The following is a 15512-nucleotide window of genomic DNA, read 5'->3' as shown; positions in this document are numbered from 1 at the left end:
AGGGTATTTAAGTGGGTTCTACTACATAAAATCTCAATACTCTAAACTTTATTAAACTCATCTAGCATAGCAGGTCTCTTAGGATACTTCTTCTTCATCTCATCTACTATAGAATCAATAATTCCTACAGCTTGCGGAAACTCTTTTTTAAGAGAAATTAATAGATTACCAATATTCTTATAATCTGAACGATTATTAGCTCTATCTGCTTCTAAAACAATGAGAGGTCTTAAAACATCAAATATTACATCAACAGTATACTCTTTTTTAATGTATTTTAGATAAGGCAATACTAAATCTAATCTACTTACTTTTTTTAACAAGTCAAATAACCTATCTACATACCCCTCTAAAGAATATAGAACACCTACTGAATTAACTAAACCATCATATGGATTACTATTAAACATACTGTGTTGTTTCACTTTACTCTTAGCTTCACTGATTAAACTGTCTATTTTTTCTTCGATGATTACTGTCCATTCTTCTTTTGTAAATGTTGCTTTTAACTTACTATAATAGGTTTTATTGATTTGCCAACCAAAAAAGACTTGTTTATTGTAGAAATAACGCATACGTTCAACATCTTTTTCTGATTCTGCAATCTCTAATAAGATAAGTTCCCATTGGTTAACAGTTCCGGGATGTTTTAATTCTTCTGCTATTTTTATTCCTTCAATAAGTAATATTTTTGCTTTCTCATACTCTCCATGCATCATCTCTCGTTGAACTAAGTTTCTTCTAACTTCTGGAATAGATATATTATCCAACATCTCTTGATTCAACTGTTCTTCTCTTCCTATTTTTCCTAAAAAGGATAATCTAACGTTAGTAAAATGTCTTATTCTATATTCCTCAGAATTACTTTCTTTTATCTTTTTATCTAAAAATGTGAGGTAAAATTCTTCCTTAAATATCTTCAAACACAATAATTCGAAAGAACCTAATAACTCATAACCAAAATCTCCGTAATCAAAATAAACCTCTTTTGCTAATTCTTCTTCAAAGAATGAAATTAAAGACTCTTTAAACTCAATAGTTATATCTGCTTCTATGATACTATCCAATATTTCAATAGCTTTAAAGATTAAATCACTAAAATATCCATTACTATCATCAGAAAAGGTAATCACATCAATAGCTTCTTCTATAAATATTTGTATTATACTACACGCATCTCTATAATTTCTTTCAGCTATAAGTTCATTTACTCTACCTAAGTATATTTCTAATTCTTTACTTAATTTTTTTGTTTCTGTATAACTGACAAAACCTCGTGAAGTATGCTGTTTAATTATTTTTCTAAAAACCTCTTTATACTTCTCTTTTATATCGACTGTATCATCCCTATCTACAAAATAAGCTTCTAAAGACACTTTTAGTCTTGCGTCTTTTTTTGCACTTATAAAAATAAACTCTCTTAAATCTTCTATGCTTAATTGTTCGACTAAATCTTTAAAACTCATCCTTTTTACCTTCTTTGTTTTCTTTGGTACAACCTCTATTGTCATATCATCTCTCAATTGATACAATACAGCAACAACATGTTTACAGACAGCTCCATCATAAGGACAGTCACAATTATAATCTTTGATACTCTGTGATTTATCTAATTCTATAACAACAGTATAATCATCATTCCCCTCTACTTCACCCTCGTAGATATAATCACCTAGTTTAGTAATATCCCTCACCATCCCTTGCTCATAATACTCAAATCCGCGCTTCAAGATAATATTGCTAACATTTGTTTCAAAATTGAATAAATTGTTCATCTCTTCTAAATTAACTATATCGTAAAAATACTATAATCTTTTATAAACATAAAAACTATGTATTAATAACATTAAACCAATAACATAGCATTATTACATAAATTTTATTCAATTTAGTTAGTTATTTCTAACAAATGACTTTAATTTTACCCTTCATTTAAATTAGTAAAGATTATGAAAGTCGGAATAGATAGTATTGCATACTTTATCCCTAAAATTCACTTACCTATAGAAACATTAGCTATCGAGCGAAATATCGAACCTCTAAAATTAACTAAGGGACTTGGATTACAAAAGATGGCGTTATTAGATACTTACCAAGATGTAATCACAATGGCTGCTAATGCTGCGTATAGCTTACTCCAAGACAATACTACTATTGCTCCTCAAGACATTGCTAAAATATACGTAGGTACAGAGAGCGGATTAGACAACTCTAAACCTATTGCTTCTTATACCTTAGGATTATTAGAGCAAATCTATGGACAAGGTATTTTTAGAAATTGTGATGCTGTAGATCATACTTTCGCTTGTATAGGGGCAGTAGATGCTATGCAGAATGCTATTGACTTCATAAAAGCTAACCCTACCAAGAAAGCTATTGTTATCGCAACAGACTACGCTAAGTATGACCTAGCTTCTACAGGAGAATACACACAAGGTGCAGGTGCTATTGCTTTATTAATTAGTGCTAATCCTCGTATGTTAGCTTTCACAGGACAGACTGGAGTAGCTACAGAAAGTGTATTTGACTTCTTTAAACCTCATCGTTCGATAGAGAAAAAAAGCATCACAGGAAACTCTATTAATGAGGCATGGCATGGTATAGAAGAAGCAGAAATCTCTATACACAAAGACCAACCTGTATTCGAAGGACAATACTCTAACGAATGTTATATCAATAGAATCACAGAAGCATACACTCACTTCAAAGAGTTAAACAATAAAAAAGACTTGAAAGTATACCAAGATTGGAAGGCTGTCTTGATGCATTTACCTTATTGCTTCCAAGGACGTAGAACTTTCCATGAAATAGTATTACAAGAGAACCCTGAACTAGTAGACAGAACAGCTGCTGATGCAAAAGACCAGATCAAAGCATTTGCTAAGTCAGAAGCGTATATGGAATTGGTTAATACTAAGATTGCCCCATCAGAGATAGCTTCTGGTGAAGTAGGTAATATCTATACAGGGTCTATATTCTTAGGTTTGCTATCTACTCTATCTCATTTTAACAATACAAAAGAAAGTTTAGTAGATACTACACTAGGATTTATTGCTTATGGTTCAGGATCTAAATCTAAAGTATTCGAAGCCGAAGTACAAAGTACATGGCAAGAAGGTATGCCTAAAGTATCTATCTTCGAAACTTTAAAACAGTCAACAGCAATAGACTTCAGTACTTATATCGCCCTTCATAAGAAAGAGCAAAAAACACCAATACAGCCTGCTAATAATGAATTTGTAATAGACTATATCGAGTCGGCAATACCTCATCTAATAGGAGCACGCTACTATAAGTTTGTAAAATAAGAATAAAAGAAATTCACTATACTCACCTCTTTCTAACCAATAGAAAGAGGTTTTTTTCATTATACTTGTATTACCTAAGTAAACACAAAATGAGTATTCCAATCAACAATAAAATAGAAGAACAAAAATTAATCAAAATAGCCATATTTAAAAAAGAAATCAGAACGACAAAACCGCATAAACACCAAGGTTATTTTGAACTCATATATCTAAAGAATACAACAGGATACCACTGTATAGATGAACAACAATACCAGCTTAGTACACACAACCTATTTATCATAAAAAAGGAGCAAGTTCACTATTGGAACATAACTTCAGAACCTTTTGGATATGTAATTTTAATTAAACGAGACTTCTTTTTACAGAATATAGACAGCACTTTAAAACAATTCTTTTTTGACATTACCCAACTGACTCAAATAGACTTACCTGAAGATACTAATATTGATCTCCTCTTTGCGTTACTACTTACAGAAGAAGATCAAACTGCTCAAGAGGCTTTACTCAAGGCTTTATTTATCAAAATACGCAATTCTACGATAACAGAACAACTCCCTCTTAAATCAGGTATATACAGTGCTTATCTACACTTATTAAACATAGATCACACACCGATCAACAAAGTAAATCACTATGCTAAACTCCTCCATACCACCCCTCAAAATCTAAATGCCAGTTGCCAAAAAAACATTGGACTATCAGCTGCTGCAGTACTAGCACAACACATCATTGCAGAAGCAAAGAGACTATTGATCTACACAGATTTCTCTATCAATGAAATTAGTTTACAACTCAATTTTACAGATGCATCACACTTTACTAAATATTTTAAAAAACATACTACTTATACACCAAATAACTTTAGGAAACTTTAATCTCATACCATTCTATTTTCAAATATACCAGATAAACTCCTATTAAATTATCCACCTTTGCTCTTATAGCGTGTACATTATGGAAAACAATACTATTGGATTAAAGGAATTGGCAAAAGTATTTTTTAAACTGGGTTGTTTAGGCTTTGGTGGACCCGCTGTACATATTGCAATGATGCAACGAGAAATAGTTGAAAAGAGAAAATGGCTAAATCTACAAGAGTTTCTAGAATTAATTAGTATCACTCATCTAATCCCTGGACCTAATAGTACAGAGCTTGCCATCCATATTGGTTACACCACCAGAGGCTGGAAAGGACTGTTTATCACTGGTATATGCTTCATATTTCCTGCAGTAGTACTGACTTGCATACTAGCCTATTTTTATAAACAATATGGACAACTTCCTGAAGTAGAAACCTATTTATATGGATTAAAGCCCTCCATCACTATTATCATCCTTCTACTTGTATTTAAATTAACGACTCAATTTATCACTAAACCCAAATCGATAATACTCACTTGTGGAGTGTTTGTACTTTCTTTAGCTGGGTATAGCGAAATGACCTTACTATTACTTACTTTAGCCTTATCTCTATTATACTATACATACTGCCGAGTAAGTAGAAACCACCTTCCTTCTTTTATCCCCTTATTAGCAATCCCTTACACGGGATATCACGCTGATGTGAATATAAAACTCTTTTGGATCTTTTTAAAGATAGGTAGTGTATTATACGGAAGTGGTTACGTCTTATTTTCGTTTATTGAAACAGAACTAGTTCATAAAGGTTTATTGACAAGAACTCAACTCATAGATGCTATTACAGCAGGTCAGATAACACCTGGCCCTGTCTTTTCTTCAGTAACCTTCGTTGGTTATCAAATAGGAGGTTGGTCAGGTGCTGTTTTTTCTACTATTGCAGTATTTATCCCTTCATTCCTCTTGATTTTGTTAATTACTCCTATCGTGCATTACCTAAAGAGATCTAATCTTTTTCAGCTAATACTAAAAGCAGTGAACATCACCTCTATTGCTCTTATTGCTTCTGTCTGTATTAGTCTAACTTCAGAGAGTATTAGGGATAAAAACGACTTTATAATCGCTCTCACTATATTATCTATCAGTCTTTTTTTCAAAAAGATAAACACTGGCATACTTTTACTCATAGGATTAATTCTAGGAAAGCTACTCCTATTCCTTGCTCCCTACTTCTAGCACGACTCCCACTCTGCTATAGTTGTAATACCACTCTGAGCGATATCTCCTAACTTTACTTTAATCTTAGCATCTAAAGGTAATAGTAGATCAACTCTAGAACCGAACTTAATAAATCCCATTTCCTCACTTTGTTTAGCAATCTTACCTATCGTAAGATAATTGACAATACGATTGGCTAAGGCACCTGCTATCTGTTTAGCCAAGACCTCTCTTCCACTTTTATGCTTATACACCACAGTATGACGTTCATTAGCTGTTGAAGACTTCGGATGCCAAGCCACTAGGTGTTTTCCCTTGTGATACATACTATATAACACCTCCCCTTCTATTGGATTTCTATTGACATGAACATTCAAGACACTCATAAAAATAGAAACTTGAATACGCTTATCTTTAAAATACTCATCTGCTTCTACTTCTTCTATTACAACCACTTTTCCATCACAAGGAGCTAAGACCAAGTTGTCGTCTTGTATCAACACTCTTGACGGGATTCTAAAGAAAGAAATAACCAATGCTATAAGAATCAATGTGACTATAAAAATAGCTAATTGTAACAACCAAAAACGAGGACTAATCAATTCATAAGACAATATATTAACCATGATAAAAGTACATACTCCTATCAGGATAGATCCTTTTCCTTCTTTGTGTATTCTCATAAGTATATTGATTTTTAAAATTGATATTATTGTTTTTAATAGATAAAGTACTATATATATTTATCTAAAAAGAGTACTTGACTACCCAACAGTGTAGTCAAGTACATAACTTCACTTGCGATTAGTAATAATAAAGTTGTAAAGAAAAAATCATCTTGATTATGCTAGTAAACTGTTTTTAAGTAAATACATCTTCATTCCACAAGTAAAATTCAATAATTAGAGAACTAGTATTGTACTAGTAACAACATAACTAATTCACTAATTGACAAAACAAGTTCTATTACTGAGTTGAGGTTCTGACTGGATTCGAACCAATCTAATGACCATTGCGTAGTCATGCCTATCCTCTCGGCCACAGAACCTTTTGTTTACCCTCTTATATTGAGGTTCCGACTGGATTCGAACCAATCTAATGACTATTGCGTAGTCATGCCTATCCTCTCGGCCACAGAACCTTTTGTTTACCCTCTTATATTGAGGTTCTGACTGGATTCGAACCAATCTAATGACTATTGCGTAGTCATGCCTATCCTCTCGGCCACAGAACCTTTTGTTTACCCTCTTATATTGAGGTTCTGACTGGATTCGAACCAATCTAATGACCATTGCGTAGTCATGCCTATCCTCTCGGCCACAGAACCTTTTGTTTACCCTCTTATATTGAGGTTCCGACTGGATTCGAACCAATCTAATGACTATTGCGTAGTCATGCCTATCCTCTCGGCCACAGAACCTTTTGTTTACCCTCTTATATTGAGGTTCTGACTGGATTCGAACCAATCTAATGACCATTGCGTAGTCATGCCTATCCTCTCGGCCACAGAACCTTTAATACTATCAATATATCTTATCTTTTCTTCAGTTTTTCAATTACACTTAATACTCCTTCTGTTATGAAAATCAATTCTTCCTCAGTCAACTCCGTATGTATAGGTAATGACAATACCCTAGAAGTCAAATACATTGTATTAGGTAAATTATATTCTCTATCTTTTAATGTTTTAAACATCTCTTGTTCATGACAAGGCACAGGATAATATATCATACTAGGAATGCCTAACTTTGCTAGTTCTTCATGTACCTCATCTCTATTCACCCCTTCTAGAATCATCGTATATTGATGAAAAACATGGTGACTATAATCTGGTACATAAGGAGTAATGATATTAGAACTAGCCTTAAAAGTTTGGTTATAATAAGCAGCTGCTTCTCTCCTTTTATTGCAGTAGTCATCCAAATATTTTAATTTCACATTTAAAACTGCTGCTTGAATAGAGTCTAAACGACTATTCACTCCTACTATTTCATGATAATAACGTCTCTCCGAACCATGATTACAAATCTTACGCATAGTATGAGCTAATGAATCATCATTAGTCATAATCACTCCACCATCGCCATAAGCACCTAAGTTCTTAGAAGGAAAAAAAGAAATACAACTGATTGTTCCCATTGTTCCTGTTTTATAAGAAGTACTTCCTTGTTTATAACTTCCTCCTATACTCTGAGCGTTATCCTCTATCACTGCAAGATTATACTTATCTGCTATTGGCATAATCTCTCCCATATTAGAACATTGACCATACAGATGAACAGGTATAATAGCTTTCGTTCTCTCAGTTATCGCTGCCTCCAGGCTCTCTTTATTAATAGTAAATGTATCTTTATCTACATCTACGAATACTGGTGTTAATCCTAATAGAGCAACTACTTCTACCGTTGCAACAAAAGTAAAGGATGGAGTTATCACTTCATCACCTGGCTTCAAGCCTAATGCCATCAAGGCGATCTGTAATGCATCTGTACCATTAGCACACGGGATCACATGCTTCACACCTGTATAGGTTGCTAGATTATCTGTAAACTCCTTCACAGCTGGTCCATTGATAAAGGTACTCGTTCTAATCACTTGCTCAATTCCCTTATCTATTTCTTCCTTTATTTTTTCATATTGACGTTGTAAGTCAACCATTTGTATAGCACTCATTGTTTATCCTCTTGCAGCTCCAATCCAATTAAAATTCTATCATTTCAATTGCTATTCTAAGCCTTATTCTGTGATACAAATGTATATTGATAATAACACACCTACCTAGTCCAGTTTTTACAAATACTCCCTATAATCTATCTCTTGGTTTCTATAGATTTTTGAACTAGATTGATTTGGGGTGAGTCCGTACTGTGTCCGTTATGAGTCCGTAGTGAGTCCGTTATTCTAAACAAAACAACGGACTAAATACTGATTCATCTCTTTACCCATTCACTCTTATACAAAACAATACTTGTGTGAAATATTAACTACACAGAATCATCTAACAACTACTATTTACTTCATCTACCTAGCCTAAAGATCAATATTTAGACATTATAACACTTTACCTTACCTACTTCCTTACATAAAAACCTGATTTGATTACAATTCTTCAAAGTTTAATTACACTCCACCTTCTTCTAAAGGGATAAAAACAAATCTTTGTCTTGTTAATTCTAAATCTATAGTGATGACTACTACAAATAATATAAGTTCTATTTGGGTGAATAATCGGCGCAAAAGAAGCCTACTGGATTTCCTTATGTTCTGGAAAAAAAGACCTTGTCCACATGTCAAACTCCCTACTCCCCTACACCTTATAGAGTCGTGTAAAGGATTAGTATTAAACAACCTGAAAGTCAAGTCTATTCTATTTTCAACAGATATTGCCTTAATAGAAAATAACGATGCAGATGCTATTCTTGCAGTGTACCCATTTGCTCCCTCACAGAATATTATTAAAACCTTAATTGAGTTTTCTAAGAAACCTGTTATTTGTGGAATAGGTGGAGGTATTACCCAAGGGGACTTTGCCATTACCATGGCTAAAAAAGCAGAAGCTTTAGGCGCCGCTGCAGTCATAGTCAATCAACCGTTTAAAAATGAAGATATCGCTGAAGTAAAGAAGCATATCAATATTCCTATTATATCTAGCGTATCAACCCTTAATTTTGATTTTAAATCACGTATAGAAGCAGGGGTAAGCTGTTTTAATGTGACAGGTGGAGCAGATACTCTAAAAATAGTAGATTATATTAAAACAAACTACCCTAATATAGCTGTAATCTCTACTGGAGGTAAAACAAATGAATCACTTCAAAATATAGCACAAAAAAAGGTAAATGCTATCATTCTTACTCCTCCATCTAATGGAGAACTATTTCGCTCTATTATGAATGGTTATAGAGAACAGTGATTATTGTGATAAATGAAGTACATAGACCTGTTCGCCGTCTTTTACAACCCCCGTATTGACAAAGCCACAAGAGGTATACAGTTGGATCGCTCTCACATTACTCTCATCTAATCCGAGATAAAGCTCTTGGACAAGTTCTCTAAGTCGTATTTGTTCTAAAAAAACTTCAAATGCTTTCTTCCCATATCCCTTACCTTGATGTTGGTAATCAATCATAAATCGCATAATCCAATAATTGTCTTGGTCACGATCATAAGGTCCTGACATAATAAAACCGATTAATTCTTCATCGCTATAAATAGCCTGTGGCTCTAAATTAGGATAAAACTTAGACTCTGCTATAGATACTGCATTGCCACAGATATACTCCTCATCAAAAGTAGGTTTACCATCTTGATTAGTCGTTAGCAGACCTACTTCATAGTAGTTATCTGCTGTTACTTCTCTTAATGTAATTCGCATATATATAGTCTTCTATATTGTAATTATTCCTTCACTAAAGATAACAGCACAACTCTTAATAATCACTTTATCTTCTGTCAACTCTACTTCCATACTACCAGTTCTTTCAGAACACTGAAATGCTTTCAGTACCTTTTTGTCTAATCTGATGTACCAATACGGTGCTAAAAAACTCTGAACAGCCCCAGTCACTGGATCTTCATCTGTACCTGACCAAGGCCAAAAATATCTATACTCATAATCATATCCCTCTATACAAGAGCTCGCAGTGACTACCACTCCATTAATCCCAGTATCAATATTTCTTAATCTATTAAAATCAGGAGACAAGGCTGCTAGTTCTACACCATCTTGTATCTCTACCATGACGATATTATGTTCTTTATTATATCCACAGCTCAACACCTCTTTTATACCTAGTGCATCCACTATCTCTTTTGATAAAGTCGTGTTCTCTACCTCTAGAAGCGGAAATGACATTTCTATATTCACTCCTTGCTTGTACACTTCTACTGTATAGCCTGAGTGTGTATTAAATATAATCTTATGTAACTGCTCTTCTCCACTAAAAAGTGCTTTGGCAGAAGCCATAGTAGCGTGTCCACACAGTGGAATCTCCATCTTAGGAGAGAAGTAACGAATGCTATACTTATTATCTGTAAGAGGCATCACAAATGCCGTCTCTGAAAAACCAAATTCTTTAGCGATAAGGATCATTTTTTCCTCAGAAATAGGTTGTTCTAATAAACATACTCCAGCTTGGTTTCCTTTAAAAAGTTCTGTTGTAAATGCGTCTACTATAAATGATTTTATTTTCATGAATATTGTACTTTCGATAATTAACTAAGAATGAGCCAATAGAGATATAGTCCTCTCTAAGCCTCCTTTCTCCAATAACGCTCATTATGCAACGAAAGTATAAAGTTTCTATTATTCTATATACTAAAAGCTACTGAGTCAACTAAAAAGCTGATTCAATAAGCTTATTGAGTACCTCAAAAAGTCAAAAGTCAAGCATAGATAACAGGAATAGTCTTGTTATAGAAACAAAGTTCGTTAACCTCAACTCTTTCTATACTCATTAGGTATCTGTCCAATATAGCGCGTAAAATACCTACAGAACAAGGATGCATCTGCAAACTCTAGCTGATCACGTGTTTAACAGACAGAAAAGTGGTGTTTAAATACTCTTTAGCTTTGTTTATAACTGCAAAACCTATCCATGACTTAACTGACTCACCCGTTCTCTTCTTGATTAGTGAACTTAGATGCTGTAGTGTTAAGTGTAGATGTGTGGCATAAAAAGAAACATTGCGTTCTACCACTCCATATTCATCGAGAAGTTCAAAGAAACAATCCATAATATCATTAACTCTATTCTTCTGTAAGTTTTCTTTTAAAGTCATAGAATAATACGACTTTGACACTACTGTAATCAAGGAGTAAATAAGGTACTGTAGCATCTGTTCTAACAAATAAGTCTTAGGTAGACTATACTGTTTTCTGATAAGTAGAGACAACTCTTCGATCAGTTCATTATCTTGTTTATTAGGATAAATAACAGGTGTATCTAAGACCTCTGTATTGTTCTTGATTAAATTACGACTTTACTATTGATAATTTGTACTTTGCTATCACTCTCTAATCTTTTTAAAGTACGAATAACTGTTTCTACTCTTAACCCAGTCAAATCTGCAATTTGTTGTCTAGTCAGATCAATGGTCAGTGGACGAGAAGTTTCTTCCACAGCTTGTTGATGAGACTTTAGATAGTTTAGCAGGGTCATAATACGATTATCAGGGTCTTGTGAAGCGATATCAGGTGCCATAATAGACTTATAGTATAAGCGTCTAGACAGGCTCTTATTCATAGCTAAAGACACCTCATTATTTTGTCTCATCATTTCATAAAAATCACCTTTGGGCAATTGAATAATCTTCGCATTGCTCACGGCTATTGCATTGGCAGGATAACGCTCTTCTATAAATAGAGGTGGCTCTCCGAAGCTCTGTCCAGATGTAAAAATATTCTGTATAAACTCTCTCCCATCAGCACTAAAGTTATTCATCTTTACCTTGCCTGACACAACTTGATAATAATGACTAGGGTAATTCCCTTCTTGAAAGATAATTTCATTCTTCTTCACTTCTCTTATTTCAGCTCCATATTGCGTTAACAATTCTATCGTAATCATATTGCCTTTTAAATATCTACCTTATATACTTATATTGATATCCAAAGCTACTAATAAACTATAGATGCAAACGCTAAAAAAAAGCGAAAATACACTTAGTATTTTCGCTTAAAAAAATATAGACTTACATCCAATATTGTCAATTAACTATTTCGAGTTAAACAGATGCTGGTGTAAACTCTTCATAGAAGATCTGATCTGCACTGATATTTAGAGCTTTTAAATCACGAAGTTGCTTCTCTAAGAAAGGATGTGGTCCACATAAATAGTAATCTGCTTCATTCGTAAACTCATATCCCTTAATCGTAGATAAATCAACAACTCCTTGATAAGTTTCTATATCTTCAGCCACCTGATCTAGACTGTCATAAAAGAAGATTGGCTTCACCTGAGAACAGTTATTCGTAATATAGCTTAGTTTATTTCTAAATGCCTGTACCTCTTGATTTCTACACCCGTGAATCCACACAATATTGTGATTTACCACTCCACTTAATTCTAATGCCTCTAGCATTGATAATAAAGGCGTCTGCCCTATTCCTCCACTGATAAACACTTTATCTCTCTGGTTCTCCTTTAGCACAAAGTTTCCTGACGGAGAACTAATTTCTACAGTATCTCCTTCATTAATATGGTCATGCAGATGATTACTAATCATACCATTCATATCGATCTCTTTTCCTAGTTCGCGTTTGATAGATATTCTATAGTACTCGTTATTAGGAGCACATGATATAGAATATTGTCTGATCTGCTCTAGGCCTATTCGTTCTAAAAAGACTTTAATACTGATATATTGTCCTGGTTGATGCTGTACAACAGCACTCCCATCTGCTGGTACCAAATAAAAGGAAGTAATCTCTCCAGACTCTACTACCTTACTCTTCACAGTGAATGCTTTCCACCCTATCCAGTTATTCGCTTCATTCTCCTTAGCTTGATAAATCTTATGTTCGTGTCCTATCATGATATCTGCTAATTGTTGATAAGCCACTGCCCAGGCTTGTACGATATCTTCTGTCGCTGCTTCACCTAGTACCTCTTTTATAGACGCTAGTAGATGAGTTCCTACTATTTCATACTGTTCTGGCTGTATTGATAAGCTGGCGTGCTTATGCCCTATTAGATCAACTACAGGCATTAATCGCTCTGGCTGTGAAATATTTTCTGCATAGCCAAGTACTGCCATCGCTAAAGCCATCTGTTGTTTGCCAGCACGTTGATTCCCCATATTAAATACATTCTTTAATTCTGGGTGATATTCGAACATTCTCAAGTAAAAATGTTTTGTTAGTTCTAATCCCTTCTCTCTTAGCAAAGGTACTGTTGCCAAGATTAATTGTTTTTGCTCACCTGTTAACATGTCTTCGTTGTTTTATAATGTTACAGCCAAATATAGAAGCTTACCTACTACGCATTTTATGACTGCAGTCATAAGAAATAGAGTTTATTCTTTTTCTGTTTATAAAATCAGCAATTTTTAAGGAGTATAACCATATATATTTATTCCGTTATCTAAAATCTCAATAAATCAATATCCCTACGACAGCTGTAACAAAAAGAATAAGGATAGGATGTATCTTAAACCTGATAGAACAGATAAGAGCCAGAATAAACAAGCCTATACTGTAATAATCAGAGAAGCTCTCTCGATCTATTAGTGATACAGCTGCTAGGGCAATCAAAGCTATACTCAATGGCTTAATCCCCATTAAGGCATATGAAAAATACTTATTAGATCGAAACTTTAAATAGAAATATGAAATCAAACAAATCATCATAAAAGAAGGTAGACAAAGGGCAATAGTAGCAATGACAGACCCGAGTATAGCTACCATAGGAGAATATCCCGCACCATGTAATGCACTATAACCAACATAAGTAGCCGAATTAATCCCTATAGGACCAGGTGTCATCTGAGAAACTGCTATAAGGTCTGTAAACTCTCCTCTACTGATCCACTGATTCTTCTCTACAACTTCTTCTTGAATAAGAGACAGCATAGCATATCCTCCACCAAACCCAAAAGTACCGATTTTTATGAATACCCAAAACAATTTTAAAAATATCATATCTTATGCTTTACTTTTTTCTCTTATACTATGATATACAATTCCTCCTACACATCCCCCTATTACAATCCAAATTGGAGACACACCTAATCCCCACATCATGCCTAGAGCTACTAAGGGAAATATCAACGTCTTTGCTGTCATATTATTAGCCTTAATAGCAGTATAACACGGTGCCGCGATGAGAGCTACTACTACAGGTCTGAGGGCTTTAAACGCCTTTATCACATAAACATTTTCTTGAAATCGACTAAAAAAAACTGCTATGAGAAGTATAATAGTAAAGGGAGCTAATATAGTGCCTAGTGCTGCGACTACTCCCCCTTTTACCCCGTTAATCTTAAACCCCACTAAGGCGGCTATATTGGTAGCAAACACACCAGGAAGAGACTCAGTTATAGCTAGAAGTTCATAAAACTCGTCCTGAGTTAACCAATCGCGAGAAACTATTTCTTTTTCGATTAATGGAATCACAGCATACCCCCCACCAATGGTAAAAAGTCCTATTTTAGTAAAGAGATAAAATAATTTGAAAAGCATGATTAAGAAGTTTTTTAATACAAAACAAAGCTTACAATATACAAAACCTCTCTTTTTTCACCTAATAAAACAGTTCTAAATCCCTTCCAAAAACCACTTCATTTAAGCAACAATTCCTTTTTATTACCTTAAAAATCGAATAACAACATCCCTTCTAATCCTGTGTATAAAGTGTAAAAAACACAACATAAAAGCCGTTCATCAAAATAATATTACAGTTTACAGCATTTTTAAGAATATTGCTAAAATTTGACATTTCTTATTTTGAAATTTTTTGTAATTTGCCGACAAACAAAAGAACACATGAAAAGACAATTCCATTATATACTATTTCTTATTCTACTAAGTGTTGGCACCTATGCCCAAAAGCTTGAGTTATATACCAATGATGGTAAAGAAGAATATCTAGGTTGCCTAAGCTGTGATGCCAAAGAGGCTAACTCTATATGGAATACCTATGGAACGTATGGGAACTTATACAGCCAAAAGTCAATCTGGAATAAATATGGTATCTATGGAGACCAGACCAGTAGCTACTCTCCCTGGAATATACATGCAGATAAACCTCCTATCGTAAAGAAAGACGGGATTACATATGGATACTTCAGTACCAATAAACACTTCGTAGGTAAGCGCGTAGAAGTAGAACTAACTAAGATGCTCTATGAATACTACCTAGACTTAAAAGAAGATCCTTCCAAATGGACAAAGGCTAAAGAAGTAGTGAAAGCTAAAGAAGTACAAACACAAAATGAAATTACCAAGAAATAAAAAAAAGCGATGGAGATCTCCATCGCTTTTTTGCTTTAAATCACCTCTTATATCTTATAATTCTCTTTCACGTAAAAACTAAATATTAATAGAAACAAACAAAGTACCTTCTAATACAATTAATCAAACAAATATTTACCTCCTGATAACCTTGACGTAACAACAACTTAATA

General features: G+C 34.0%; 15 protein-coding genes and 6 tRNA genes. 5 read left to right on the top strand and 16 right to left on the bottom strand.

The window, feature by feature from the left end; all coding sequences use genetic code 11:
- Positions 1-41 precede the first annotated feature (41 nt).
- Positions 42-1775, bottom strand: a complete 1734-nt coding sequence (locus tag BK054_RS12015) for an SWIM zinc finger domain-containing protein (RefSeq protein WP_006259247.1) — start codon at positions 1773-1775, stop codon at positions 42-44.
- A 174-nt stretch (positions 1776-1949) separates the two neighbouring features.
- Here BK054_RS12015 and BK054_RS12010 point away from each other — a divergent pair, with 174 nt between their 5' ends.
- The 3 genes from BK054_RS12010 to chrA all read left to right on the top strand — a co-directional run bounded on the left by BK054_RS12010 (position 1950) and on the right by chrA (position 5405).
- Positions 1950-3308 carry a hydroxymethylglutaryl-CoA synthase family protein gene (locus BK054_RS12010; protein ID WP_006259248.1) on the top strand — a complete coding sequence of 453 codons (1359 nt, stop codon included), beginning with the start codon at positions 1950-1952 and terminating at the stop codon, positions 3306-3308.
- A gap of 89 nt (positions 3309-3397) precedes the next feature.
- A complete protein-coding gene (locus tag BK054_RS12005) occupies positions 3398-4186 on the top strand; it encodes an AraC family transcriptional regulator (RefSeq protein WP_006259249.1) in 789 nt (262 codons plus the stop codon).
- A gap of 79 nt (positions 4187-4265) precedes the next feature.
- Positions 4266-5405, top strand: coding sequence for a chromate efflux transporter (gene chrA, locus BK054_RS12000; RefSeq protein ID WP_006265081.1), 1140 nt, complete (start codon positions 4266-4268; stop codon positions 5403-5405).
- Here chrA and BK054_RS11995 read toward each other — a convergent pair.
- From BK054_RS11995 to BK054_RS11990, 8 genes are all read right to left on the bottom strand, one after another.
- Positions 5402-6070, bottom strand: a complete 669-nt coding sequence (locus BK054_RS11995; RefSeq protein ID WP_006259251.1) for a phosphatidylserine decarboxylase family protein — start codon at positions 6068-6070, stop codon at positions 5402-5404. The two genes, chrA and BK054_RS11995, sit on opposite strands and share 4 nt — an antisense overlap.
- A gap of 294 nt (positions 6071-6364) precedes the next feature.
- Positions 6365-6435: transfer RNA gene (locus BK054_RS18350), tRNA-Cys, on the bottom strand.
- A gap of 22 nt (positions 6436-6457) precedes the next feature.
- Positions 6458-6528 (bottom strand) — tRNA-Cys (locus tag BK054_RS18345).
- A 22-nt stretch (positions 6529-6550) separates the two neighbouring features.
- Positions 6551-6621 (bottom strand) — tRNA-Cys (locus tag BK054_RS18340).
- A gap of 22 nt (positions 6622-6643) precedes the next feature.
- Positions 6644-6714, bottom strand: a tRNA-Cys gene (locus BK054_RS18335).
- Between the two features lie 22 nt (positions 6715-6736).
- Positions 6737-6807, bottom strand: a tRNA-Cys gene (locus BK054_RS18330).
- Positions 6808-6829: 22 nt separating this feature from the next.
- Positions 6830-6900, bottom strand: a tRNA-Cys gene (locus BK054_RS18325).
- A 20-nt stretch (positions 6901-6920) separates the two neighbouring features.
- The gene (locus BK054_RS11990; protein ID WP_006259252.1) at positions 6921-8045 is read right to left on the bottom strand and encodes a DegT/DnrJ/EryC1/StrS family aminotransferase; all 1125 of its coding nucleotides are present in this window, start codon (positions 8043-8045) and stop codon (positions 6921-6923) included.
- A 601-nt stretch (positions 8046-8646) separates the two neighbouring features.
- Here BK054_RS11990 and BK054_RS11985 point away from each other — a divergent pair.
- Positions 8647-9300: a hypothetical protein gene (locus tag BK054_RS11985; protein WP_232234267.1), complete on the top strand. Its 654-nt coding sequence runs from the start codon at positions 8647-8649 to the stop codon at positions 9298-9300.
- On the opposite strand, the gene BK054_RS11980 is transcribed toward BK054_RS11985, so the two are convergent.
- The 7 genes from BK054_RS11980 to BK054_RS11950 all read right to left on the bottom strand — a co-directional run bounded on the left by BK054_RS11980 (position 9301) and on the right by BK054_RS11950 (position 14568).
- Complete coding sequence (locus BK054_RS11980; RefSeq protein ID WP_071307302.1) at positions 9301-9762, bottom strand: GNAT family N-acetyltransferase; 462 nt, start codon at positions 9760-9762, stop codon at positions 9301-9303.
- A 12-nt stretch (positions 9763-9774) separates the two neighbouring features.
- Entirely contained in the window at positions 9775-10581 is an 807-nt protein-coding gene (locus tag BK054_RS11975; RefSeq protein ID WP_006265079.1) for a PhzF family phenazine biosynthesis protein, read from the bottom strand.
- A gap of 323 nt (positions 10582-10904) precedes the next feature.
- A complete protein-coding gene (locus BK054_RS11970) occupies positions 10905-11168 on the bottom strand; it encodes a helix-turn-helix domain-containing protein (protein WP_006259256.1) in 264 nt (87 codons plus the stop codon).
- A gap of 188 nt (positions 11169-11356) precedes the next feature.
- Positions 11357-11956 (bottom strand): Crp/Fnr family transcriptional regulator, encoded by a 600-nt coding sequence (locus BK054_RS11965; protein WP_006259257.1) that lies wholly within the window; start codon positions 11954-11956, stop codon positions 11357-11359.
- Between the two features lie 157 nt (positions 11957-12113).
- Positions 12114-13319, bottom strand: a complete 1206-nt coding sequence (hmpA, locus tag BK054_RS11960) for an NO-inducible flavohemoprotein (protein ID WP_006259258.1) — start codon at positions 13317-13319, stop codon at positions 12114-12116.
- Between the two features lie 160 nt (positions 13320-13479).
- On the bottom strand, positions 13480-14028 hold the full coding sequence (locus BK054_RS11955; protein ID WP_006259263.1) for a chromate transporter: 549 nt from the start codon (positions 14026-14028) through the stop codon (positions 13480-13482).
- Positions 14029-14031: 3 nt separating this feature from the next.
- Complete coding sequence (locus BK054_RS11950) at positions 14032-14568, bottom strand: chromate transporter (protein WP_006263287.1); 537 nt, start codon at positions 14566-14568, stop codon at positions 14032-14034.
- A gap of 303 nt (positions 14569-14871) precedes the next feature.
- On the opposite strand from BK054_RS11950, the gene BK054_RS11945 reads away from it, so the two are divergent.
- Complete coding sequence (locus BK054_RS11945; protein WP_071307301.1) at positions 14872-15339, top strand: hypothetical protein; 468 nt, start codon at positions 14872-14874, stop codon at positions 15337-15339.
- The last annotated feature ends 173 nt before the right edge of the window (positions 15340-15512 follow it).

The sequence above is a fragment of the Myroides sp. ZB35 genome (genome assembly GCF_001865835.1).
Lineage (GTDB): Bacteria > Bacteroidota > Bacteroidia > Flavobacteriales > Flavobacteriaceae > Flavobacterium > Flavobacterium odoratimimum.
The sequence above is the reverse complement of the archived record's forward strand: the minus strand, read 5'-3'. Positions and strand labels throughout refer to the sequence as shown.

Bases quoted from the DNA above. Each gene is read 5' to 3' on its own strand.
- BK054_RS11975 (WP_006265079.1), bottom strand. From the start codon at position 10,581: ATGAAAATAAAATCATTTATAGTAGACGCATTTACAACAGAACTTTTT.
- BK054_RS12015 (WP_006259247.1), bottom strand. From the start codon at position 1,775: ATGAACAATTTATTCAATTTTGAAACAAATGTTAGCAATATTATCTTG.
- BK054_RS12010 (WP_006259248.1), top strand. From the start codon at position 1,950: ATGAAAGTCGGAATAGATAGTATTGCATACTTTATCCCTAAAATTCAC.
- chrA (WP_006265081.1), top strand. From the start codon at position 4,266: ATGGAAAACAATACTATTGGATTAAAGGAATTGGCAAAAGTATTTTTT.
- BK054_RS11945 (WP_071307301.1), top strand. From the start codon at position 14,872: ATGAAAAGACAATTCCATTATATACTATTTCTTATTCTACTAAGTGTT.
- hmpA (WP_006259258.1), bottom strand. From the start codon at position 13,319: ATGTTAACAGGTGAGCAAAAACAATTAATCTTGGCAACAGTACCTTTG.
- BK054_RS12005 (WP_006259249.1), top strand. From the start codon at position 3,398: ATGAGTATTCCAATCAACAATAAAATAGAAGAACAAAAATTAATCAAA.
- BK054_RS11950 (WP_006263287.1), bottom strand. From the start codon at position 14,568: ATGCTTTTCAAATTATTTTATCTCTTTACTAAAATAGGACTTTTTACC.
- BK054_RS11990 (WP_006259252.1), bottom strand. From the start codon at position 8,045: ATGGTTGACTTACAACGTCAATATGAAAAAATAAAGGAAGAAATAGAT.
- BK054_RS11980 (WP_071307302.1), bottom strand. From the start codon at position 9,762: ATGCGAATTACATTAAGAGAAGTAACAGCAGATAACTACTATGAAGTA.
- BK054_RS11970 (WP_006259256.1), bottom strand. From the start codon at position 11,168: ATGACTTTAAAAGAAAACTTACAGAAGAATAGAGTTAATGATATTATG.
- BK054_RS11985 (WP_232234267.1), top strand. From the start codon at position 8,647: ATGTTCTGGAAAAAAAGACCTTGTCCACATGTCAAACTCCCTACTCCC.
- BK054_RS11995 (WP_006259251.1), bottom strand. From the start codon at position 6,070: ATGAGAATACACAAAGAAGGAAAAGGATCTATCCTGATAGGAGTATGT.
- BK054_RS11965 (WP_006259257.1), bottom strand. From the start codon at position 11,956: ATGATTACGATAGAATTGTTAACGCAATATGGAGCTGAAATAAGAGAA.
- BK054_RS11955 (WP_006259263.1), bottom strand. From the start codon at position 14,028: ATGATATTTTTAAAATTGTTTTGGGTATTCATAAAAATCGGTACTTTT.